This window comes from Peredibacter sp. HCB2-198 (assembly GCF_045999315.1).
Lineage (GTDB): Bacteria > Bdellovibrionota > Bacteriovoracia > Bacteriovoracales > Bacteriovoracaceae > Peredibacter.
Window position 1 is genome coordinate 3598459 of the sequence record NZ_CP174607.1, and the last position, 23394, is coordinate 3621852.

Here is a 23394-nt window from a genome sequence, read left to right on the forward strand (position 1 = left end):
GTTTATGTTAACTGAGCGCTATGTAACCCAAGATGCCGTTTGAATACCTTCGAAAAATTCGAAAGTAAATTTTTTACCTCTTACAGACATCAAAAACTGATGTCATTCTGACACCAACTTTAGATACCTCTAAGGTTCAGTGCCTTAAGTATGCGAAGCTTGTCCACAAATGGTGAAGCACACTGCTCCTCACACGTCTGAAGAATTCCTTCGATGAGCTGTCCTCTAATTGTTGAATTCGTTGTGAGTTTCTTACGAAGATCAAACATAAATAATTCGCCCTTCTCTTCACCTAAGATTTCTTTTAGTGACCACAACATACCAAACACAAAGTCAGTGTTCGCATAATCCGTCATTTCAAACTGAATCATGTAATCTTGTTTTCTTTCAGCGTCCTTGCCGTTGTAGGTGTTGTACTTCTTAATGTGTTTTGCAAGTTCAGGTGAATCAGCAATTTGTCCTGCGAAGAAATCCGCCATCCCTTCAATGATCGCAGTTGAATGCGAAAGCACCAAGTGATCTGAAAGGGCCACGTGTGCGTACTCGTGATAAATAATTTCCGGAACCACGGCCGTATCAAGCCAGTACCACTTACGTGAGAACGCTTTTGTAATCGGATCAAACGCTTGATAGCCAACCTCAATAATCACTGAGGCACCAACAGTACGAATAATGCTCTCTTTTGGATCAAGAGACACACCATCTTCCGTCATGGCAAGAACCGCAGTTAATAAAAAGCGCTGTAATGACTGCATGTGAGTCTGGTTTCTGAATTGCTTCATCAGAACTTGCATTTCACGGTTGGCCGAATCATTCACACGAAGATCACGAACATGAATCTTCTTCGCCGGCCTAAACCAGATCTCAGTTCCCCATGGTTTTACTCCACGAGACTCAAGCCCCTTTCCGGCCGGAACCGTTAGAGCGTTGTTAAACTGAGGTTCCATATTGTCGTGAGCAAAATGCCCAAGCTCAGAAAATTGATTAGTGTGATCAATTCGAATCGTCATCTGCGGAATTGCTGCCGCATGCTTAGATTTCATTTTATCAACGAAGTACTCACGGGCCTTGGTTAAGTGATAATAAGTCGTCGCCGCACGGAACGTGAGGGCCTTATCATCAGTGAACTTAATCGCCTCGTCACTTTTCCCGCGAACAATTTTAAAGTGCTCCCCTTCAAAGGCCTCGGCCGAAATGAGGTCCTTTAAAACCACGTCCGTGACCACCGGTTTGTTTTTCACGGTGCGGATGAGGGCCTCCATTTTTCGCTCGAGAGATTGAGCAAAAGACAGAGTGGGAACTAAAAGAGTGACCAATAATAGTTTTGTTTTCATATTAAAATAAACTCGTTGGATCTAGTTCATTACCGTTTTTAGATTTTTCAGTTGTGGCCTCAATCACCACGATCGCAAGTGCCGGGATAAATCCATATGGAGGTGGAATCACCACTGTGGCCACAGAGCTCGCGATATTCACCCAAACACGTGCCTTCTCCCACCAAGTCTTCTTCGGATTCCAGATGTCCTGAAGTCCTGCTAGCTCTTCAATTTCAGAGGCAGTCACAATACCAATCTCATAGGCCGCGGCCATAAGATCAAGGTAACCAGGCTGACGACCTTCAAAATAAGTATTGAGTGAAAGCTGGGCCATTTCTTTTCTTAGAATACGGATGGCGAAACGAAAGCGCTCCATTGGCTCAAGCGTGATGGTCTCGGCCAAAGTTTCTTTGTTATAAACCAGGATCTCAATCTTTGGAGACTCCAGGCGTTCACGTAATTTCTTAATCACGTTCCCCATAAGAATGATTTGAAGATCTGTGTAGTTCTCTAAAAGACGGGTACGGTGACTAATTTTTTCTTTATCAAATTTTTTCGTAATGTAATCACTCTTCTCATTCGGATCGCGAAGAGGATACTGAAGACGAAGACTGCTCACCTTTTGATAGTAAGACTTAAGCGTCAGGGTATTGTTCTGAAGATCAGTTGAGCGGGCCTGTTCAAGTTTGTTATAAACACTTTGAGAAATAAGTTTTTGGTCTAACGCTGTAATGTAAAGGGACTCGATCTGATGATCCTTGAGATTCTTATTTACCTTCAGCATTTCGCTATAAAGAGCGCGATAACCTTCGTCCAAACATCCGCCTTTCAAGAAGCGTTTCTCAAAAGCAGCAATCAGCAGAAGAACTTCATTGGTGGTCTTATGATCTGGAAGATAAGTATCTTGTTGTTCACGACCATTATAACGAACATAATTAGAAGACGTTTCATTGGCCGTAAGAAGAAGCTTCATCACGGTATCGTCGATATGATTTTCCGAACGAAGATAATAGATCGCCCCCACTAATTGATTGAAGCGAGGATTTCTTTCTTTAAGTTTTTCATTGAGAGAACTGTTGAGATCAAAGCTACAAAGCTTTTGAGGTGTGACATCTTTTAATGAATCTTCAAGTGCATCTTCGATTTCATTGGCACTGACCTGATTCAAGGCCTTATTCATCGACTTAAGATAAGAGCTGGTGGCGTAATAGCTTTTCCCTTCTCGATCATTCCGAAGACTCACTGTCTGAGCAGCGAAAAGCGGCATGGAGATAAGCCATAATCCAATAAAAAGGCGCATACTTGGTCCTTGAAGGTTTTACGAGATGTTAGCATCGCGTCAAAAACCATCCTAGGGACCAAGTAAAAAAGTAATAGCTAGTTAATTTGATTGAATTCTAGAACTTAGGGCCTTTATGGAGAATTCTTAAGGTCCGTCAGTACCATCTTTACCACACGACGGATGCTCTTCTCATGATCATCCGGAGTCGAGTAGGCCATCTCATTATTGTTCTTAGTACAGCAGGCCTGGATCAAGGCCAAATGAGAAACGTGGCTAAATAAGGTCCGCATGGCCCATACAATCTGCTCTTCCGACTTCTCGCCCACTTCTTTTTTAATGGCCTCTGCAATAATACTTCCGCCCGGAGGACCAAAGTAACCATCATCTGTTCCTTGTGAAACGAGATTATGAGAATGCTGAGAAGACATCATCATTTTAAAGTGTGAAAGGAGGTCCGGACTATTGGCCATGTAGTATTTAAAAAGCTCTACCAGAGTTGATTCAAGATTTCCCTGACTTACCTCATAGAGACGTTTTACTTCCTGAGCGCACTCAACATATCCAGCGCTGAGAATCTCAATGAAAAGCTTCTCTTTGCTGGAAAAGTGATAGTTCACGGAGGCAACATTCACATCCGCCGAACGGGCAATATCACGGACGGAGGTCCCTTCAAACCCATGATGGGCGAAGAGGATCCTCGCAGTTTCCATGATTTTTCTTTTAGTATCGACATTTTGATCAGTCATTTATTCCGTAGCTCCCTGCAATTCAACTCGATTACCAGAGGTCCACTTTCCAATAAATGGTAAACGGGCCACGAGTTTCATTAGGTCTTCGATGATAGCATAACCAGCAGGTATCCAGACAAGTGTAAGAATCGTACCCGTAGTCAGACCCCAGGCCATGGCAAGGGTCATCGGAACAAGCATCGCATCGGCTCCACCAACTCCATATGCCGTTGGGAATAATCCACCCATCGTTGTTAATGAAGTCGCCATAACAGGCTTCAATCTGATTGTAGGGGCCTGAATTAAAATGTCCCTGAGTTCCATTTTTCCTTCGTCCCGCATCTGATTGATGAAGTCGATAAGAATGATCCCGTTATTCACAATGATTCCTGCAAGTCCGATTACACCGATCATTGCAAGAAAGCTAACTGGTCTACCATGGGCCCAGAATGAAACTGAAACTCCTAAAAGTCCCAAAGGAATAGTAGTCATGATCAGACCTGGGGCCAGGTATGAACGGAAGATGTAAACCATGATGGCATAGATCCCTACGAGGGCCAGAATCATGGCGTTTCCAAGAGAGGCCATTGATTCATTGGTACTCTCCTGTTCTCCTCCAAAGACCATCGTCACGTCAGCATGATCCTGTGAATACTTAGCAAACGACGTCGAAACGACCCCGTTGGCCTGAACTGAGGTAATGACTTCAGGCTCGATGTTAGCAGTCACTGTTTTAGCGCGTTTGAAATCATAGCGCTTCACCTGAGGAGTTCCTCTGGAAGTTTCCAATCGGGCCAAGAGAGAAAGTGGAATGAGATTTCCTCTGGCATCCATAATTTTTACATTCCCGAGATCCGTCACATTGGATTTAGAAACATCGGCAAACTTTACTTTCAACTCAGCTTCTTTATTGTTCAAGGTAACGTCTGAAACAAACGTTCCTGACAGGGCCGTTCTGACAGTATTACCTACTGCCGCGGCCGTAAGACCCAAACGATCTAACTTTTCAAAATCCAGAACGACGCTCACTTCAGGTGGGCCATAGACCTCATCAACTTTGGCATCAAAAACACCCTTGGTCTTTTTGAGATCAGTTAATATTTTATTGATAAGCTCATCCAGACTTTTCCCATTGTTTGAACGGAAAATCACAGTCACGGGAGCGCCCACCGGAGGTCCGTTAATCTGTTCTTCGAACGTAAGATTGGTAGAACCCGGAATTTTAATTTCCCGTAGTTTGGCCAAAAACTCTGTATGAGGGACATTGAATTTTGCAAAGTCCGTGGCATACATCTTAACCAGGCCCACGTTATCACCATTTTGTCCTCTGACATCGGTAGCATCCGGAAGAGATGTTCCGGCAAGTGAAACTGAATGTTTTAAATATTCTTTACCAAGAACTGCTTTGATCTTCTCTTCTAGCTCACGAGTCACTTCGTAGGTTCTCTCGACCTTGGTGTCTTCCGGCATTTCAACTCGGGCCAGATAAATTTCAGTCTGATCTGGTGGGAACAGCATGAACTTATTGAAGACACCAATCATCACGAAAGAGAACACAATGACCCCGAAGATTCCTGCGGCAGTAATGTAACGGTGATCAATCGTCCATGCCATGAATTTAGAAAACACTGCAGCGACTTTATCAAACCATCCGGATTTTTTTTCTTCCACGCCTTTGACATCCAGATTCTTCGAAGAAAGGTGAAGACGCATAGGAAGAAGCAAGAAACATTCAAAGAGACAGAATAAAAGTGCGGTGGTTACGACAATAGGAATGGGAGCAATAAATCGTCCCATGATCCCTGTGGTCACAAGCATTGGAAGGAAGGCCGCAATAGTGGTGAAGGCCGTGGCCGAAATAGGAATCCACATGAAGTGAATCGTATCAACAGCAGCATCCAGAGATGACGAACCTAATTGACGGCGACGGATGTATTCTTCTGAGATCACAATACTGTTGTCCACTAACATACCCATGGCAATGATCAGGGCAAGAATGGTGATCGAGTTCAGAGTCATATCAAAGTAAGGCATAATTCCCAGAGTGGCCAAGAGGATCACAGGTAGTGAAATGGCCACCATGAAACCAATCCGACCATGCATAAAGAACATGAGAACCGCAATAACGACAATAAGGCCTGAGATAGCGTTACCTGAAAGCGTATTAAGCTTGGCCTCTACGTTTTGCCCTTCATTGAAGTAAATAACAAAGCGGGCCTTGTCTTTATAGGTCTCTTCATAGCGCTTAATAGTTGGATTAACTCCGCCAACAAGTTTTAAGGTATCAGAACCGCCTTTTTTAAGGACGGTCAATAAAGTGGCCGGTTCACCCATGTAACGAGTCAGGACACGTGGCTCTTCTTCACCATCTTTAACAGTGGCGACATCTTTTAAATACAAGACCCCACCTGAAAAAGTTGAACGAATGGGTGTCATGCCAAGCTCTTCGGCGGTCTTAATTTTAGCATCGACCTTGACCATTCTCTGAGTCGTTGGAGTCTCAAGTTCTCCCCCAGGAATGTTCGAGTTTCGGGCGCCGATTTTCCTCAGGACCTCATCAACACCGATGTGGTATTGGTCCAGTTTTTTTCTAGAAAGATTGATTTCAAATTCACGCTCTCGGTAACCATCAAGATTTACCGACTTTACGTTTTTATCATCTTCAATGTCTTCCTTTAAAGCATCGGCAATCAAATCACGCTGACGATTTTCATTTGGGCCGATGACGGCAATCTCCATCGCCGCAAATTCTTCTGATTTAATTTCCGTGAATTTAGGTTTGTCTTGAAGATCGGTTGGAAGATCTTTTGTTCTATCAATGGCGCGCTGGATATCACCCATCACGTCCTTTACCACCACTTTCGGATTGTCCATGTCTACACGGACCACAATCTTGCTTCGGCCGGCCTGAGAAGTAGAACGAACGTCTTTAAGACCTGAGATTCCTCTCAGTTCATCTTCGATTGGTTTGGTAATTTTGACTTCAATGTCCTCTGGAGTTGCACCAAAATATTCGGTCTCAATAATCGCGGTGGCAAAATCCACCGAAGGGTAAGATTCGGCATTCATGGTCGAGAGACCCTGCCATCCAAAAAGGACCAGGAAGAGTGAAAACACGACGGTTAGCTTCGGGTTTTCAATGAAAAATTTTGCAAGGTTACGCATATATTAGATCCTGTTGAACTCACATGGAGTTTCTGGGAAAACCACAAGGTAATCAAAAATGGTATTGAGAATTTGTAACTGGGTATTAATGGTCGCCAGTTCGGCGTTCAAAAAAGCGTCCTGATCTTGAACCATATCACTCACAGAAACACGGGCCTGCTCATACTTCCTTCTCATACCTTTGAGACGCTTTTCAAGTTCTTGTGCAGTCAATTTCTGAGAACGAATGACATCATTTAAGAGACCAATTGATCTCATAAATTCCTGGTGAGTGTTTACGACCTGAGCGTCAGTGGCATCAATACTCGCGAGAAGTCTCTTATCATCATAAAGTTCTTTTGCTCTTTGAGTTCCCTCTTTCACGCTTCCGAGAGGCATCGTGAAAAGGACCCCGACTTCATAACCGGTGCGGTTATGGTCCTGAATATCATCAATTGAGCCCTGGTATGAACCGCGATACTTTTGAGTTCCCACCTCGTCCAGACTTACACCGGTGGCCTTCACTGTACCAAAGAGCTTCACGTCTGCATCGGCATAACGAGAGTTATAAATGGCCTGACGAGAACGAACTTCTTTTATCATGGCCACGGCCTCATCATATTGTGTGAACTGATAAGGAGTGCCCTTCTCTCTGCCAATGACACCAGTACAGGCCAGGACTTCATCTATTGTTTTATTCAAGTCATAGGGAGCAAGAACCAAATCTTGTTTTGAAAACTCCGGAAGGAGATTTCTTAATTGAGTGAAGTAAGTTTCACGCTGATACTTTAAGAAAGTGATGGTTCCTTCACGAGAGGCCACTTGCGCCTTGGTTCTTGCCACCTCATCGGCCTCCGCAACTGAACTTTTAAATTGAAGTTCAGTTTCTTTTGCCTGGGTCTGGGCAGACTTCAAGAGCGCCTCTGATCTGTCTAATGACTCTTGATTGGCGACCAGGGACCAATAAATACGACGTAGCGATAATCTAAAGGCCTTGGTCTGAATGTCCTTCTCAATCGCCGCCTTTTTGTTCTCAAGCTCCAGGGACTCGACCTTGTTCTTTGTCATTCGGCCAAAGAGGTTTCGCCACAGATCCATTTGCATAGTGAAAGCAAGCGTAGTTGTGGTGGCGTCTTTAATGTGTCCGATGATTGGAGAGCTGGACGAAGAACGTTGATCTGTAATGAGCGAGAGTCTTGAATCAAAACCATAAGCAAGGTTTTGTCTAACTCCTAACTGGACCTGCTTAACTGGGCTAAAAATGGGAGAGAATTCAATTAAGGCCCGTTCATTCGTTTCAGAGTAGATCCCTTGCCCAAAAAGCTCCGGAGCATATTTCTCCTTCTCCTCACCTTTTCGTACTGATGAGGCCTGAAAAGCGGCCTCTATTTGATCCAACTGAGGAGCACCTTTGCGGGCCACTTCCTGGATTAAATTCTCAGACAACTGAACGGTGGCCCCAAAAACATATAGAGGACTCAAAACAAACAACACAAGCAATTTCAAATAGTTACCCATAAAACATCCAAATAAAAAAACATAAAACAATTGTTTAAAACAATGATTATTGAAAATTAACAATTATTAATGGGTATGGGAAATAAAATTTCAGAAATCTTATGCCTAAACTTTTAACGGTCCCTATAAACACTTCAGAGGACACTCTCCCCTTAATAGAAACCCGTTAAAATCCAGGCATGAAATATTTTATTCTTCTCTCTCTTTTTATAAGTTTGGCCCACGCTGGTGAATGCAAGCTCACTGGAATCACCCGCTCTTGCCAAAAATTCGAAACAAAATTTGAGTTGAGCAATTTAGAGGCCTGTCAGGACCTTGCCAAAAAAACCAGTGAAAACAAGTTTTTCAATTTCATCGGAAAAGATGATCAGCTCATTAAGACTGTTGTTTCATTCAAAGAAAATTCGATTGATCAGGACGAGGTTCTCTTCCGAGATGAAGAGGAATGCATTTAGATCGTCATAAATTTCACTGGAACTTTAAATTCGATCTTGTTCTCACCTGCTTCCTTAGGAATAGGTTTAAACTTTTCTACTTTTTGAACGGCCTCTAGTGCTGAGGCATTGAGACGTTCGTAACGAGATGGTGTTTCAATTTTTGCGTCGGTAATACGTCCATCTTCAAGAAGCGTGAAAGCAATCACCACAGTCCCTGTCTGACCGAGACGCTTACTCATAGGCGGATATGATTTGTTTTGTTCAATGCGTGCGCGAAGCTCGGCCTTGTACTTTGAAATAATGTCAGTTTTACCAGTGGCACTTGTTCCAAACTCAGAACCATTGGCCACACCGGCCTTTGATAGACCTGTCCCTTTTGGATCGTTGCCACCTGTCGGTTCATTCGAGGCCACAGGTGCCGCCTGTGCCGGTTTGGCGACTGCGGGAGCAGTAGCGACCTTCTTCGGAGTCGGACGAGTAAATTTTGATTCAGATTTAGTTTTTGGAAGGGCCGGTCTCATAAAAATATCATGGGCCACTTTCATGCGCATGATACCGTTTCCAGTTCCACCATTACCTAGCTTTGCGACCTGCTCATTTGGAAGTTGAGTCTGAACCACGGTTAGACCTGCCAAGAGGATCAGTCCATGGAAGATTGTCATCGTGCTGAAATGAGTCAAAAAGCTTTTTGTCATAGCCGTTTTATATACCAAACACTGGACTTAGTCCACGGCCCGTGACAAATTTACTGACGTTAACAACCATGTGAAATTCTGGACAAATCATGCTGCAAGGCCTTTCTGAATTCATTGATCCGATTGCTCTGATCTGGAACCATAAACTGTTTACGATTGCTGGAGTCAAACTTAGTTTCGGGAACGTTCTCGTTGCCCTGATTCTTCTTCTTTTTGCTGGTCGTTTATCCAAGCTTGTTACAAAAATTATTAACAGTCGCCTGATCGAGCCCTTCGTTCATGACAAAGGTTCTCAGAATACTTACAGAACGTTTTCGTTCTATGTGTCCCTCGCCATTTTCGTCATCATGTCTCTCACTATTGCCGGCATTCCTCTGACTGTCTTTACAGTGGTTGGTGGTGCTCTTGCTATCGGGGTAGGGTTTGGATCTCAGAACATCGTTAATAACTTCATCTCCGGTATCATCCTCCTGGTGGAAAAACCCATCAAGATTGGTGACATTGTTGAACTCGATAACATTTCAGGTTCAGTTCAGGCGATTCGTATTCGCAGTACCCAGGTGAAAAACGGCGACGGAAAAATCTTTGTTGTTCCTAATAGTTTTTTCCTCGAGAAAAGCGTTCTGAACTGGTCATACTCTGAAACCGTGGTTCGTACGGTGATCAATTTCGGTGTGGCCTACGGAACAGATGTGAAACTAGTGGAAGGACTTGCGATGAACATTCTTCTGAATACCGAAGGTGTGAAACAAGATCCAATACCGCTCGTGCTTTTCGAAAATTTCGGGGAAAGCACTTTGGATTTCCAACTTCAATTCTGGTGTGACACGAAAGATGTAAACATGGCCCAGGTCAGAAGCGATATCCGTTTTAAGATTGATGATCATTTCAAGAAAAACAAAATTGAAATGGCCTTCCCTCAGCGGGATATCAACTTACGTGTCAATCGTGCTTTGGAAGTGAAAGTTCTGAGTTAATCTATGTGCTTGCAGCCAGTACTTGATTTCATTTCAAGTAAAGATGAACTTTTTCAGAGTCTCTTCTTTGCCGGATCACTCTTTTTTCTCAGACAAGGTGTCATTGGCCTAATGCAGTTACATAAAACCGGTTATGCGGTTTGGGCAAATGTTATTAAATTAGACTACGCCAAGCGACTCCAACTTCTCGGAACGTCCCTCTACGTGACTTTCAAACCTGGTAAAGAGGTCAAAGAACATAACAGAGCGCCTACTCGTTTAAATGAAAATCACTACGTCCTATTCTTAAAAGGACTTGAGCATGGCCAGGGGCAATTTTATTACGAAGAACTTTTACACTCATTTAAGGCCGTTTCTCACATTAATATATGCTTGGCCTGCGCCAGTTTTTCATTTGCGTACACAGTGAATGGCATTATTAAAAAATACTACCCAGCAATCGCCCAATACCTAAGCTTGGCCATCTTTCTCTTTGTACTATTTCAGCTGGTCTTAATTATTTCTTTTGTTTTTAAAACGCACTTCGATTTCGATAAGACATCAAAATCGAAGGCGTAGAAAAATTAAAGAGCGCTTTCAATCGCCTTCGTAAGTTTTGAATCATCCGGTTTTGTTGAAGAACCAAAGCGGCCAATCAGTTTGCCATCTTTGTTCACGAGAAATTTTTCAAAGTTCCAGGCCACTTCGCCTTTGTACTGGCCAGTCGTCAGGAACTTATAAAGCTCACGCTTCTCCTTCCCTAGAATTGTTTTCTTGGTAAGAACCGGAAACGTCACATTGTAGTTTTTCTGACAGAACTCAAGCATCCCTTTGTCGTCCTCAGGAGTTTGTCCTCCGAAATCATTTGTTGGGACGCCCAGGACCACAAAATTTTTCGCCTGATACTTCTTGTACAAAGATTCAAGACCTTCCAGTTGAGGGGTATAACCACATTGTGATGCAATGTTTACAACCAACACAGTCTTCCCTTTTAAACTCTCCATTTTAAACTCATCACCCTTAATAGTTTTATCCTTGATGGCATAAAAATCTTGGGCAAAGGCCACATTCACCAGAAACAACATCGCCACTAAAAAACGCATATTTCCTCCTCGTTAAATCCTAAACAGTATAACCTCTTTTCTTGCCTAACGCTCTAAGTTCACTTAGAATCCGATCTCTATGAAACTCCAAGAACTTAAACAAAATCTCGACGACCTTCAGTTGGCCATGACTGGACGCACTTCAAGCGACATCACGGTAGAGCTGAATAAGCTTGTTGAGGCCGGCGGAAAAAAATTTCGTCCAGGTTTAATGTTTCTCATGGGCACAGTTTTTGGTCTTCCCACTAAAAAACTCACGACCTACGCTCGCTCAGTTGAGCTTACTCACTTAGCAAGCCTTATTCATGACGACGTGATCGACGCCTCTGATAAGCGCCGTAATCACCCGACCCTTAACTCAATTAAAAACAACACGACAGCGATCCTTGCCGGTGACTATGTTCTTGCCACCATCATGGGTGAACTTGCTCGTGAAAACAATAATGAACTTCTGATTGATCTGACAGTTTGTATTCAAGACCTCGCCGATGGTGAGTGGCTCCAGTACGCTCTAAAATCAAAAGAGCGCGTTGAGTTCGCGGATCTTGAACAAATCTGTATAAAAAAAACCGGAAGCCTTATTCGTTACTGTTGTACCACTCCTGCAAAACTTGCAGGCCACCACGACATTCCAACCATGGCGTTCCTTGGTGAGAGAATCGGTCTTATCTTCCAGATGGCGGATGATATCGTTGATGGTCTGAACCAATCAGGTCGCCCGGCTTATCAGGACATCATTAACGGTCAATTTAACTACGTAACACTGAAACTTAAGGAACTATACCCTGAGCTTTCAGACGCTTTATACGCCTTCAAAAAGAACCCAACTGGAAATCTTCCTTGGACAGATGCTCAGTATCAGGCAGCGATCCACGGTGTTCATAACGCCATCAACGCTGAGAAAGACAAGATCTTCACGATCTTCTCAAAACTTTGCCAGGACAAGAACCAGGAAGACTTCATTCCAGTGTTTGAAATGATGATCAACAAGATCCAATCAAACTACGCTCTGGCCTTCGAGAACACCTGACGAATCGTTAAATTCACGCGCTCTTTATTCTGCAGGAACTCTTCAGAGCCCTTCGATAATGTATTGGTGTAAATGGAACCAAGCCCATGACGCATAAGTCTCGCCGAACCTCCGAAGACATAAACGGAATTACCGGGAATTTTCACATCGTTCATCACACCCTTCTCATTCTCATAGAAAAAGCGACAGGTAGAACCAAAGTTTAAACCAATCACCGGTGAGACCTTGTCCTCTTCGTCTTTGTCCACATGAAGACCCATGGAAGAGTCCTTGGTATAAAAATTCACCAAGACACTTTGGGGAACAAAGTTCTCCCACGGAAAAAACTGCGAGAGAATTTCTTGCGCGAGATTCTTCAATTCCTCAGGAATGGGAAATGGTCGCTCCTGATTATAAGGAAGCCGATCAAGATAGCGATAATCTTCTGGGTTCCAATAAAGACCCAGGCACATGAACTTCTTCACTGGATACTTAGGCGCTTTATGAAAGCGATTAGGACGTAGATCGGGATGATGAAAACCACGGAGCGCATCAGAGCCCAGGGCCTCTATAAGCGATAACCACTCCGCAGCTTGGGCATCGCTAAAGTAATCTTCTACAATGACGAAGTCGCGTCTGGGCGAATATACTTTCATGAGATGAATTTTAACGGGGAATCCATATGACTGACAAACAGATCCAGGAGTGGCAGGAAAAAGTAAGACAGAGTTACGGTGATGAATCAAAGCTCTTTGAGTACCTGTTCGAAACCATGGACAATTTTTATTATCGTTATCTGGAAACCACTACCGATAAGAATCTCAAAACCGTGCCCCTCGCCCCACATCTTTGGGGTGCAAGATCTTCTGAAGGGTCTATGGTGGATGCTCTTAAAATCGAAAATACCGCGGCCAAGAAAGGGATCATTGAACTCGCGAAGTCTGTGCCAAAAGCTGAGGGTCCTCGCGTGCAATATGAACTCATGGCCGATGTTGAGGAACTCACACCAGATCATGGTGAAATCATTTTCGTATCGAGTATTAATTGGGGATTTCCAGACTTTGAGGATCAGTCGAAGCAGTTTAAGAAAACTGTCACTTTTAAGTACCAGGATCTCGCCCAATTCCGTAAGGAACTTGCCCTGAAACTAGAAGAGGCCTGCTCAATTTTTCTTTAAGCGTTTTTGCGAACGTTTTTAAGATAGATCTTGCGACCTAACCAAACCACGAACAATACGGCACAGACAATCAGGACGTACATCTTGAACTCAGCAAGTTTGTTCAAAATAACTTCACCGTATTTGGCCACCACCCAAACTTGAGTTGGAACTGAGACTGCTGCCACGAGTGCATCAATCAATAGGAATTTCCAGACTGGAATTCCCAAAAGACCGCAGCTTAAGTGGCCCGGGAAGCGAAGTCCCGGAGTAAAACGGAAGATACCACAAGCTAGACCACCGTACTTCTGGAAGAAAACGTTGATCTTATTGAAGCCCTCACCGGCCACTGATTTTTGAAAGAACTTGGTTTTGATGATCCGTCCACCGAAGAACTTACCTATGAAGTAGACTAAAGAATCACTCCCCATAACAGCAAAGAAGCTGACCAAACACAGTGTGAGAACATTCACACTCTCGGCCCCTGGATAGGGAGGTGGAAACTTCTCAGGGTGGTGTGACATATAGCCCACAAGACCTGCACTGATCAGAACTAATTCCTCAGGAACCGGAAAGCCAATCGAACTGGCCAGCATAAAACAAACAATGAATCCGTAAACGAAACCAGGCTGATAGGCGTACTGTGAAAAGAACGCTTGAAGATTTTCGGGGCTTAAGAAATCTAACATGGACAAAATTTTAAAGGCTCTCCCTGACTAAGGGAAGCGAAATTCCCTCTAAGAATCCGATAAAAGTTCTCGTGGTTTGGCCCTCACAGCGCGCCATGAAGAAACCAAAATAGTAACTAAACAAAGAACTGTTAAAAGACCCGCCGGATAAAGCAGTCTGCTCCAATCTACACTAGGAGACAACTTGAAAACCTCACGGCCGATTAATTGAGCAATGAGCCAACCTAAAAACAACCCTAGAGTCAGGGCCGATAAAAAGAGCGCACCAAATTCATACAAGAGATTAAGACGAAGTCTCGTTGCCGAGAAGCCTAAACTCTTCATGAGAGCGAGATCATAGTAACGTCGATAGACCTGATCATGAGAAAGACCATATAAAATCACAAGCCCCACTAACAGTGAAAGCCATGAGATGACTTCAATCGCCTGACGAGATTTTTCAAAAAGTCCTGAAAGCTTCCCTACCAACTCACCTACATCGATGAAAGATACGTTCGGGAATTTTTCTACTGATAAACGCTGAAGTTCAAGCTTCTTCTCTTTTGGCCCTGATGGCAGGATCGCAAGGAACGTTTTTGGAGCGGCATCAATCATGCCTGGTTCAATCGTTACAAAGAAGTTCGGATAGAAGCTCGTCCACTTCACTTCGCGAATGTTATAGACCGTGCCTTCAAACTCTACTCCTTGAATGTCGAAAGTAAGTTTATCGCCGATATCAAGATCCATTCTCTGGGCCCAACGTTTTTCAATCGAGATATAAGGCAGGCGATGATCGGGAGCGCCTCCTGCCGGGAATGGTTGCCCTTTAATAATTCGCTCTGATTCTGTTAAATAATCGCGGTAAGTAAGGTTCAAGTTATTACTTCTAAAGCGCGCGTCTTCGTCTTCTTCTTTTGAACGGAAATCATAGGCGCGTTTTTTCTTCACGTATTTCTTATCGTTCACCTTCTCCAGACGGGCCCGTATCATTGGTGTGATGTAGGCCAGCGGCGAACCATTGGCCTGGGCCATCACCTGTAATGGTTCCATCTGATCTTCTTGTACATCAAAAATAAAAAGAGATGGTTTCTTATTATCTAGAGCAAATTCTTTCAGGATCATCTTATCCAATTGAAGGATAAGTGAAATCAGAGTGGCGCCCATGGCGAGAGACAAAAAGCTCAGAGTGAGTTTGTGACCTGAGCGCGTAAGAGATCGGAGAGCAATTCCGTTTTCAATGGTCGGTATCAGAAGACCTTTGTTACCAATGATCTTTTTGATGATCCATTGACCGGTACGAACCATGACTGTTGAAACCAAGAACACTAAAAGAAGAGAGCCAAAGAAAAGATTCCCGGTTCTAAATGAATGACTGAGGTAACAAGAGAAAAGCCACAAGAGTAAAATGAAAGGAAGAAAGTCCCAAAAACGAAAGCGCCCCATAGAAAGCTTTGAGGCCTTGAGCTGAAGTCCCATCGGTGTACGCATAAGTCCAAAGAGAAGCGGCACTAAAATAAAAAGCGACAGGCCATAAAGGAATGGCATATCAGTTAAAGCACCCATCACATTCACATCAGGAGTGAGTTCAATGCCGAGATTATTGGAAAGGGCCGGAGCAAGGATCTCATAAACCGGAACCATTAAAAAGAGTTCCACCACCATCACCAACACAAAGATCGCCGAGAACTGGCCAATGATGCCTGCGATGATGTGACCCTTGGTGAGACCGTGAAGATTTAAAAGACACAGGTCTTTCAGACGTGCGAGTAAGTGAGATTGATAAAGATAGAACACACCCACGAGAGAAAGAATCAGACCAATCAAGGCCGAAAGGGCCATGAAGTTCGTGAGGGTATTAATCACGCGACCGGTTTGCTCAGAGCTGTCCTCCGGAAGAGTGATCTTAACTGCTGAGTCTTTGATATTGGCGTAGATCGCTTTTTTAATTTCCTGAAGTTTTGTTTCCGAAAAATTATTCAAATGAAAGTGATACGCAAAACTTCCCGTGGCACCTGGTTTAATGAGACCTGTGGCCGAGAGTTTTTCCAATGGAAAATAAATTCTTGGTGCAAGCGAAAAACCACGGAGCCCCAGAGAAGAGTCTTCTTCCACTACTCCCGCGACTTTCAGGATCACGTCACCAATTTGCAGTTCATCATCGGCCTGAACCTGCCACAGATCAGCGAGGTCTTTTGAGATATAAAGATTGTCCGGATGGTATTCACCGTTTCTGAGAGTCAGTTTTCCATAAAAAGGGAAACCATTTTGAACCGCTCTGATTTCTACCAGACGGCTCGCCTTCACACGAAGGTGGGTAATCATGGAGTAAACATCCACGATTTTGTATTCACGATGCGGAATATCCGCAAATATTTTTTTGAGACTCCCCTGCTCTTCTGGGAATAAGTCCCGTCGAGCAGAAACTGCGATATCCGAAGTCAGAAGCTCATTAGCTTTGTTTTTAAGTTTTTCTTGAACCTGACTTGAAACAATACTGATCCCCATGAGACCCATGGTCCCAAGAAGCAAAGTGAACGCAAGGAGGAGGAAGAAAAAAGGAAACTTCTTCACTTCCTTCAAAAAGAAGAAGCGAAAAATCACAGAAGACTCCCATGCTCCAGATGAACCACACGAGAACACTTACGAGCAAGGTCCTGATCGTGAGTCACGAGAACGAGTGTCGTGTTTGTTTCTTTTACCATTTTGAAAAGAAGCTCCATCACTCTATCACCGGTCTCTTCATCCAAGTTACCACTTGGTTCATCCGCAAATAAAATGGCCGGACGAATCGCCAGAGCTCGGGCAATCGCCACCCGTTGAGATTCACCACCGCTTAACTGAGATGGTAAGTGATGAGCACGATGCAAGAGGCCCACGCTCTCTAACAGCTTCTCAGCCGTTTCTTTAGCATGAGGACGTTTCAATAGCTCTAATGGGAGAAGCACGTTTTCCAGCGCAGTTAGTGTTGAAACCAGATGGAACTGCTGAAATACAATTCCCATATGCTCAGCACGAAAGTGCGTGAGTTCTTTTTCCTTCATGTGAGATATCTTTTTATCTCCCACTTCGATTTCACCAGAGTCAGGTTGATCCAATCCCGCTAAAAGCGAGAGCAGAGTCGATTTCCCTGAACCAGATTTCCCAATGAGCGCCAAAGTCTCACCTTTAGCGATCTCGAGATTAATACCTTTTAAAACTTCAACTTTTGTACTTCCTTCGCCATAACTCTTCCGAAGGTTTGAGACCTTCATCATAGCTCAGGCTCCAGCTCTTTTAGCACATTGTTAGCAATCACTTCATAGCCCTTCGCATTTGGATGAATGCCATCGGGAAGATTCAGTTTAGGATTCCCACCCACACCTTCAAGAAGGAACGGAATCAAGCGGATTTTATATTTCTCTGCGATTCTCGGGAAAATTTTTTCAAAATCAGTGCGGTACGGTTCACCCATGTTGGTTGGCATTTTCATTCCTGCGAGCACTACTTTAATTCCTCTCGCCTGCGCTTTCTCAATGACCGCTGAAAGGTTTTTCTCAGTTTCTGAAACTTTCATTCCACGCAGACCATCGTTTGCACCCAGAGCAAGCACCATCACGTCGATTTTGGTTTTCTTATACCACTCCATACGTTTTGGACCACTGGCCGAAGTCGCGCCGGCAACTCCACCGTTAATCACTTTAAGATCTTTATGTTTTTGAGAGAGTTTCCTTTCGATCACAGATGGAAAAGATTCTTCTTTTGAAAGTTGATACCCTTCAGTCAGTGAATCACCAAGAAACAAAATCGTGCTGGCCTCTACCGATGCAGTCAGTAGAACTAAAAGAGCGAGAAATGTTTTCATGACTAGTCCTTAAAAAATTTTTTGTATCGTTTCGGTCGAATCGCGAACACACTCCAGAGAATCGGCAAAACGACAGGGGCCATCCAGGAAGGTGAACATTCGTAGTGGATATCATCCACTATTTCTGATTCTGTGGAACTTATTTTATCAACCCGATGATGGTGTTTCCAGTTAGACAACGGCCAAGGAAGTGTTTTTCCTTCGTCAATAAATGACCAACCCTTTGCGTTGGTCTCTTCAAAGGTCATTAAACTCACCCACTGCTGTGCAAAAAGTAGTTCAATGTGAACCTCGTCCCCTTTTTTACAGCCATCAAAACGCTTCATTTTAAAAGGTATGAGTGCGGGACTTAAATAGATAAAGAGGTCCTGATTGAATTGATCCCGGATTCTTTCAAATGGAAGATGAATCCGGGTCTTAAAAAGAAGGTTCACTTCTTCTTTAACTCATCAACTTCTTGGCGAAGAGTTTGAATCTGCGCTTTCATGGCGGCGATTTCACCGTGAAGTTTGTTAATTTCCTTCACTGTACTATCAACGCGCTCGCGTTGATTATTTCCATCGAGAGAATCATTCTTATAGTATTTTTGATCTTCTGGTTTGAGATAACCATAATCCGTGGCAAAAGCAGAAGTCGAGATGAGCATAAGACATAAAACGTATTTCATAGATATCTCCTGAATACGTTTATTCTAAGGCAGTTTTTAATTTTTGTCTTTAAAGAGGCGCTCTGTTAAAAACCCGACTCCAAAAATCAGGACGATAAAGTAGTGAAGAATGGCCACAATCGGAAATAGCCACGTACTCTTGGCACGGGAAGCTAAAGCAAGACTTACAAAAGTCACGATCGCTAGATATAAACGGGCCAAAGAAATAAAGGTATGCAGATCTAGAAGGATCATTGCATGCAAAAGAACAAACACCGCCGGAAGCCAAAAGACTCCTGCACTTGGTGTAAGTTTTTCACGCATAATTTTTGAACGATAGTAACCAGCGTAGAAAGTGCTTCTAAAAATTTCCGAAAAGCGCTGAGCACGGAAGAGATAAACTTTAAGGCGTGGCTGATAATACATTCCCACACCCTTCTTCTTCAGCTCTTGAAGAAAAAGGACCTCATCTCCCCTCTTATAATTTTCAGGGAAGCGAGTGTTACCAATCACTGAACGACGGACCCAAATATGGGTCTGAGAAATTTTCTCTTCGTTTCCTTCTTGAAGCTTACTGCCCGAGGCCTGATGACGAACAAAAGTTGTCCCGGCACAGAATGGAGAAGAAAGTGCAATACCTTGAGCGCGAGAAAGAGCACTCATGCCGGAGGCCATCACATCAATGCCACCAAGGACTTCAATTTTTGATTCAGAAAGCAGAGGACGAAGGATGTCCCAATAACCACGGGCAAGAGTCGCGTCTTCATTCAAGAAACACACCCACTCACCTTCCGCTTCATTCAGGGCGATGTTCTTTGCCTTACCAGAATTTAAGTGTTCAGGGTTTTCTAAAATGAGAACCGATGACGTCAGAGATTCGGCCTTGGCACGAACAGCAGCTGTTAGAGGTTTACCGTGAATATGCAAAATGAGTTGCCACTGCATCTCAGGCACCTGAAGTGCGTCGAGACATTTCAATAGTCGTTCGTCAGAACCCTGAGATATGATGATGATACTTAAACTTGGCATAATTCATTATAGCGATGGGAAAAAAGAAAGTCAGTATTTTAGGTCTAGGTTGGTATGGAAGTCCTTTGAGGGATGAGCTTCTTCGTCATGGTTTTGACGTTGTTGGTTCTACTCGAACTAAGGAGAAGCTTTCACCAGACTCTAGGCTTCTGGCCTATCCGGAACTCCCCTCAGAAGACTTAATGGATGCCGATATAGTGGTCCTGAACATCCCGCCTTTTCCGGAAGAACTTGAATGGTTTAAAAAGTGGCCCTGGAAAAAACCGTGGTTGATTTTTATCAGCTCCACTTCTGAATCTCCGACCTTGCTTGCTCAAGAAGAATGGGTGCGTGCAAACTTCACCGACTGGACAATCTTGCGCTTTGGAGGACTCCTGGGTGGCAAGCGCCATCCGGGAAAACATCTCTCAGGAAAAAAGAATCTGGCCGCACCTAAAAGACCGGTTAATCTTCTTCATTTAGAAGATGCGGTTGGTGTGACGGTGGCCGTGATTCAAAATAATGTGAAGGGAAAAACTCTCGGAGTTGTGTGTGACGAACATCGCACACGAGAGGAATTTTATTCAGAATATTGTCGGGAAAATAATTTGCCGCTGCCGGAATTTGATCAATCTGACCTCTCCACTGGGAAGATCGTTCCCAATGAAGAAATCAAAAAGTTTTATAAGTTTAGAAATTCTTGAAGATCTCAACCACTTCTTTCTCAGGAAGAAGTGAGCCATCAATGCCCTTCTCTTTTAAGAAATCCGGGTTGTACATTTTAGAGATAGCTCTCTCACCACCATCACATAGGAAAGTAGCAATACGCTGACCTGGACCATATTTAAGAGCAGTGTTGAAAGCACCAGCAAGGTTAAGCATTGAAGACATACCCATTACTAGACCTTCTTTTTCACGAACGTACATCGCCAGAGATGCTAGTTTCTGATCATCAATCGTGTAACAAGAGTCTTGCTTGATGTGGTTGAAGTTATCAACCATACGAGTGATACCTACACCTTCAGTCATTGTGTAACGACCGTCAGAATCGAAGTTACCACGTCCAAAGAAATTCACGATCCCTGAACCAACTGGATCCGGCATCACGATTTTGATGTTGTGGTTTTTCTCTTTCATGAATTTAGAAACACCAGCGGCCGTACCACCTGAACCAGCAGCAACAACGACTGCGTCCAGTTTCCCGTCCATTTGCTCGAACATTTCTGGAGCTGTTGAGTGATAGTGAGAAAGGTAGTTATCCGGGTTATCGAACTGGTTTGCCCACCAGTAGTCTGGAGAACTTTGACCGATTTTTTTACCAACTTTAAAAAAGTGACGGTCATCTGAGTAAGGAACAGCATCTGTTTCTACAATTTCGGCGCCATACAGTTTAAGCACTTTGTGTTTTTCGATCGCCATGCCTTTTGGCATGACCACGATCACTTTGTGTCCCAGTGCCTGGCCAACAAGAGCGAGACCGATACCAGTGTTTCCGGCCGTGCCTTCTACGATTGTCATGCCTGGTTTAAGAGCACCACGAGCGATGGCCTCAACCACCATATTAAGGGCCGGACGATCCTTGATCGTACCACCCGGGTTTAAGTTTTCGCACTTCATGAAAATTTCACAACCAGTGAGAGCACTTAAACTTTGCACTTTCATCATCGGGGTGTTCCCAATTACTTGTAAAAGGCCTGTAGATTTAAGTTTGGTACGAAGATCCATTGATATATCCCTGCGTGTTAAGGTAGTTTAGTGTGACCCCTTTATACTGCAAAAGGTTCTCTATGTCTTCAAAACTTGCTCAATTTCTGCACCGCGACCGCCTACAAACGGCAACTATTGTGATGAATGTTCAAGAGGTTCGCCAATCCGTGGACCAATTGGTTTGTCTTTTATTCCCTCAAAGGGGTTGTTTAGGTCGCCAGAGCTTGGAGAGCACAGAAAAATCTGTTGATGAATTAAAGGCCCGCTTTAAGAACTATTTTGAGGCGGTGGCAGGTCTTGGGATTAAGAAAAGCGCCGAAGAACTTGCTGATGCTTTCTTTGACAAGATCCCTGATCTGGCCGGGATTCTGGACTCTGATGCCCAGGCGGCCCTCATGGGAGATCCTGCGGCCTATAGCCGTGAAGAAGTGATCATTACTTACCCTGGCTTTTACGCCGTTTGTATTCATCGCCTTGCTCATGCCATCCATCAACTTGGTGTTCCTCTTATTCCGCGTCTTATGAGCGAATATGCCCATGAAAAAACCGGAATTGATATTCACCCGGGCGCTCAGATTTCTGGCAGCTTCTTCATTGACCACGGAACTGGTGTGGTCATTGGTGAAACGGCCAACATTGGCAAGAACGTAAAGATCTATCAAGGTGTGACCCTTGGTGCTCTTTCAGTAAAAAAGAAACTTCAGTCCCTTAAGCGTCACCCTACCATCGAAGATGATGTAGTGATTTATGCCAATGCAACCATCCTTGGCGGCGAAACCGTGATTGGCAAAGGTTCCATCATTGGTGGTAACACTTGGCTTGTTTCAAGTGTGGCCCCAGGAAGCATCATTTCTCTAGGAAACCAATAATGGAAATTGATAACAAAAAAATCTCCAAGTGGATCACCGATAAAAAAGAGTTCCATCTTTTAGACGTTCGTCGTGATGATGAACGTGAAATTTGTAACCTCGGCGGCTTCCATATTCCGTTGCACGAACTTGAAACACGCTTCAATGAACTTCCCCACGATAAGCTTCCTATGATAGTTTATTGTCATCACGGGGTGAGAAGCCTTTACGCGACTCAGTTTCTCAAGTTTCACGGCTACGACGCCCTTTCTTTAAGGGGCGGCATTGATGCCTGGTCTATTGAGATTGACCCGAACGTCCCTCGCTATTAAACTAGGTTTAGGAGATTCTTATGATTAATAAAACTATGGGCACACTTCTTGTTGGCACGGCCATCGTTCTTGCTGCTGCTTTCGTTATCGCAATTCCTTTCAATCTATTTATGTAATTCATAAGGCCCGCACTTCGGGCCTTATTGTATATCTCTTAGCTCCTGGCTATCGTCTTTTTTTAATTCCACGTGACTCACTACTTTTGATACTCCCGGAACATTGTTCGCAATACTTTCCATCTCACGAAGCTCTTTCATGTCTTCTACAAGACCTTCAAGATGAACCACACTCTCCTTCACACTAACAATGAGATTACTGATATCGACTTGAGGACTTCGTCTTAAGGCCTCAATCACTGCATCTTCAGTAAGCGTCACTCCAACCTGCGCTCCTTGGTTTGAAAGGTCTGAGCGCCCATGCAAATTTTGACCTGTACTCTGGAATCCTTTTTCGGCCTCTTCCATAGTGTCGGCAAATTCTTTTTGTGCCTCATACTCTTCAGGGTTGATCCATGTTTTCCCCGAGCGTTCTTTACCGCTTACTCCTGGCTCCTTATTCGGTTCCATACATCCTCCTAGGCGGCTTTTTTATGTTCCGCTCTGGTGTGAGCTGCTTTCACGGCCGATCGATGTCTCGCAGCCGCTCCTCTTTTCGCTTGAGCGCGTTTTGCTTGAAGCGAAAGAAGTTTATGACTGACAGTATTTTTGGATTCCTTTTTTTGTCTCTTCTCACCAGCTTCCGATCGAGTACGCGAAGTTTTATGTTCTGCAATTCGGCCACGATGAGATGACTTTTTCCCGGTCTTATCCGGAATATCAACACCGGCCTTTCTGGCCTTTGATAGCCCAATAGCAATGGCCTGCTTGGTATTTCTTGCGCCAGTTTTTCCTTCTCGAATTCTTTCGATCTCATCTTTTACAAACTCTCCGGCCTGAGTTGATGCTGACTTTCCTTCGCGTTTATCTTTCTGTGCTCGTTTAATGGTTTTTCTTTCAGGCAT

The 23394-nt window shown here is 43.9% G+C and carries 26 protein-coding genes; 8 read left to right on the forward strand and 18 right to left on the reverse strand.

Features of this window, described 5'->3' with window-relative positions:
- Positions 1-119 precede the first annotated feature (119 nt).
- The 5 genes from ACJVC5_RS18080 to ACJVC5_RS18100 all read right to left on the reverse strand — a co-directional run bounded on the left by ACJVC5_RS18080 (position 120) and on the right by ACJVC5_RS18100 (position 7988).
- Positions 120-1334, reverse strand: a complete 1215-nt coding sequence (locus ACJVC5_RS18080) for a hypothetical protein (RefSeq protein ID WP_408096947.1) — start codon at positions 1332-1334, stop codon at positions 120-122.
- Between the two features lies 1 nt (position 1335).
- Positions 1336-2616 carry a hypothetical protein gene (locus ACJVC5_RS18085; RefSeq protein ID WP_408096948.1) on the reverse strand — a complete coding sequence of 427 codons (1281 nt, stop codon included), beginning with the start codon at positions 2614-2616 and terminating at the stop codon, positions 1336-1338.
- Positions 2617-2729: 113 nt separating this feature from the next.
- A complete protein-coding gene (locus tag ACJVC5_RS18090) occupies positions 2730-3344 on the reverse strand; it encodes a TetR family transcriptional regulator (RefSeq protein ID WP_408096949.1) in 615 nt (204 codons plus the stop codon).
- A complete protein-coding gene (locus ACJVC5_RS18095) occupies positions 3345-6491 on the reverse strand; it encodes an efflux RND transporter permease subunit (RefSeq protein WP_408096950.1) in 3147 nt (1048 codons plus the stop codon).
- A gap of 3 nt (positions 6492-6494) precedes the next feature.
- The gene (locus tag ACJVC5_RS18100) at positions 6495-7988 is read right to left on the reverse strand and encodes a TolC family protein (RefSeq protein WP_408096951.1); all 1494 of its coding nucleotides are present in this window, start codon (positions 7986-7988) and stop codon (positions 6495-6497) included.
- Positions 7989-8167: 179 nt separating this feature from the next.
- Between ACJVC5_RS18100 and ACJVC5_RS18105 the strand changes: the two genes are divergently transcribed.
- Positions 8168-8443 (forward strand): hypothetical protein, encoded by a 276-nt coding sequence (locus ACJVC5_RS18105; protein WP_408096952.1) that lies wholly within the window; start codon positions 8168-8170, stop codon positions 8441-8443.
- Here the strand turns inward: ACJVC5_RS18105 and ACJVC5_RS18110 are convergent.
- Positions 8440-9120 (reverse strand): cell envelope integrity protein TolA, encoded by a 681-nt coding sequence (locus tag ACJVC5_RS18110; protein WP_408096953.1) that lies wholly within the window; start codon positions 9118-9120, stop codon positions 8440-8442. The genes ACJVC5_RS18105 and ACJVC5_RS18110 overlap by 4 nt on opposite strands.
- 89 nt (positions 9121-9209) lie before the next feature.
- On the opposite strand from ACJVC5_RS18110, the gene ACJVC5_RS18115 reads away from it, so the two are divergent.
- Together ACJVC5_RS18115 and ACJVC5_RS18120 are read left to right on the forward strand one after the other, a co-directional pair.
- Complete coding sequence (locus ACJVC5_RS18115) at positions 9210-10097, forward strand: mechanosensitive ion channel family protein (RefSeq protein WP_408096954.1); 888 nt, start codon at positions 9210-9212, stop codon at positions 10095-10097.
- Positions 10098-10106: 9 nt separating this feature from the next.
- Positions 10107-10655, forward strand: coding sequence for a hypothetical protein (locus ACJVC5_RS18120; RefSeq protein WP_408096955.1), 549 nt, complete (start codon positions 10107-10109; stop codon positions 10653-10655).
- A 5-nt stretch (positions 10656-10660) separates the two neighbouring features.
- On the opposite strand, the gene ACJVC5_RS18125 is transcribed toward ACJVC5_RS18120, so the two are convergent.
- Positions 10661-11179 (reverse strand): glutathione peroxidase, encoded by a 519-nt coding sequence (locus ACJVC5_RS18125; protein WP_408096956.1) that lies wholly within the window; start codon positions 11177-11179, stop codon positions 10661-10663.
- 79 nt (positions 11180-11258) lie between these two features.
- On the opposite strand from ACJVC5_RS18125, the gene ACJVC5_RS18130 reads away from it, so the two are divergent.
- Positions 11259-12209 (forward strand): polyprenyl synthetase family protein, encoded by a 951-nt coding sequence (locus tag ACJVC5_RS18130; protein WP_408096957.1) that lies wholly within the window; start codon positions 11259-11261, stop codon positions 12207-12209.
- Here the strand turns inward: ACJVC5_RS18130 and ACJVC5_RS18135 are convergent.
- Positions 12182-12844, reverse strand: a complete 663-nt coding sequence (locus ACJVC5_RS18135) for an alpha-ketoglutarate-dependent dioxygenase AlkB (protein ID WP_408096958.1) — start codon at positions 12842-12844, stop codon at positions 12182-12184. The two genes, ACJVC5_RS18130 and ACJVC5_RS18135, sit on opposite strands and share 28 nt — an antisense overlap.
- 26 nt (positions 12845-12870) lie before the next feature.
- On the opposite strand from ACJVC5_RS18135, the gene ACJVC5_RS18140 reads away from it, so the two are divergent.
- Entirely contained in the window at positions 12871-13365 is a 495-nt protein-coding gene (locus ACJVC5_RS18140; protein WP_408096959.1) for a hypothetical protein, read from the forward strand.
- Here the strand turns inward: ACJVC5_RS18140 and ACJVC5_RS18145 are convergent.
- From ACJVC5_RS18145 to ACJVC5_RS18175, 7 genes are all read right to left on the reverse strand, one after another.
- Entirely contained in the window at positions 13362-14033 is a 672-nt protein-coding gene (locus ACJVC5_RS18145; protein ID WP_408096960.1) for a DedA family protein, read from the reverse strand. The genes ACJVC5_RS18140 and ACJVC5_RS18145 overlap by 4 nt on opposite strands.
- 48 nt (positions 14034-14081) lie before the next feature.
- Entirely contained in the window at positions 14082-16613 is a 2532-nt protein-coding gene (locus ACJVC5_RS18150) for an ABC transporter permease (protein ID WP_408096961.1), read from the reverse strand.
- Complete coding sequence (locus ACJVC5_RS18155; RefSeq protein WP_408096962.1) at positions 16610-17266, reverse strand: ABC transporter ATP-binding protein; 657 nt, start codon at positions 17264-17266, stop codon at positions 16610-16612. The genes ACJVC5_RS18150 and ACJVC5_RS18155 overlap by 4 nt, the downstream gene beginning before the upstream one ends.
- Positions 17263-17853: an arylesterase gene (locus tag ACJVC5_RS18160; protein WP_408096963.1), complete on the reverse strand. Its 591-nt coding sequence runs from the start codon at positions 17851-17853 to the stop codon at positions 17263-17265. The genes ACJVC5_RS18155 and ACJVC5_RS18160 overlap by 4 nt, the downstream gene beginning before the upstream one ends.
- Before the next feature lie 2 nt (positions 17854-17855).
- Positions 17856-18179, reverse strand: a complete 324-nt coding sequence (locus ACJVC5_RS18165; RefSeq protein WP_408096964.1) for a hypothetical protein — start codon at positions 18177-18179, stop codon at positions 17856-17858.
- Positions 18180-18283: 104 nt separating this feature from the next.
- Complete coding sequence (locus ACJVC5_RS18170) at positions 18284-18520, reverse strand: hypothetical protein (protein ID WP_408096965.1); 237 nt, start codon at positions 18518-18520, stop codon at positions 18284-18286.
- A 36-nt stretch (positions 18521-18556) separates the two neighbouring features.
- Positions 18557-19528, reverse strand: coding sequence for a glycosyltransferase family 2 protein (locus tag ACJVC5_RS18175; RefSeq protein ID WP_408096966.1), 972 nt, complete (start codon positions 19526-19528; stop codon positions 18557-18559).
- 14 nt (positions 19529-19542) lie between these two features.
- Between ACJVC5_RS18175 and ACJVC5_RS18180 the strand changes: the two genes are divergently transcribed.
- Entirely contained in the window at positions 19543-20211 is a 669-nt protein-coding gene (locus ACJVC5_RS18180) for a hypothetical protein (RefSeq protein ID WP_408096967.1), read from the forward strand.
- Here ACJVC5_RS18180 and ACJVC5_RS18185 read toward each other — a convergent pair.
- Complete coding sequence (locus tag ACJVC5_RS18185) at positions 20198-21232, reverse strand: cysteine synthase A (protein WP_408096968.1); 1035 nt, start codon at positions 21230-21232, stop codon at positions 20198-20200. The genes ACJVC5_RS18180 and ACJVC5_RS18185 overlap by 14 nt on opposite strands.
- A 62-nt stretch (positions 21233-21294) precedes the next feature.
- On the opposite strand from ACJVC5_RS18185, the gene epsC reads away from it, so the two are divergent.
- Both epsC and ACJVC5_RS18195 read left to right on the forward strand, forming a co-directional pair.
- A complete protein-coding gene (gene epsC / locus ACJVC5_RS18190) occupies positions 21295-22083 on the forward strand; it encodes a serine O-acetyltransferase EpsC (RefSeq protein WP_408096969.1) in 789 nt (262 codons plus the stop codon).
- The gene (locus tag ACJVC5_RS18195) at positions 22083-22394 is read left to right on the forward strand and encodes a rhodanese-like domain-containing protein (RefSeq protein ID WP_408096970.1); all 312 of its coding nucleotides are present in this window, start codon (positions 22083-22085) and stop codon (positions 22392-22394) included. The genes epsC and ACJVC5_RS18195 overlap by 1 nt, the downstream gene beginning before the upstream one ends.
- A gap of 140 nt (positions 22395-22534) precedes the next feature.
- Here the strand turns inward: ACJVC5_RS18195 and ACJVC5_RS18200 are convergent, their stop codons facing one another.
- Complete coding sequence (locus ACJVC5_RS18200) at positions 22535-22960, reverse strand: BON domain-containing protein (protein WP_408096971.1); 426 nt, start codon at positions 22958-22960, stop codon at positions 22535-22537.
- An 8-nt stretch (positions 22961-22968) separates the two neighbouring features.
- Positions 22969-23394, reverse strand: coding sequence for a DUF6496 domain-containing protein (locus tag ACJVC5_RS18205; protein ID WP_408096972.1), 426 nt, complete (start codon positions 23392-23394; stop codon positions 22969-22971).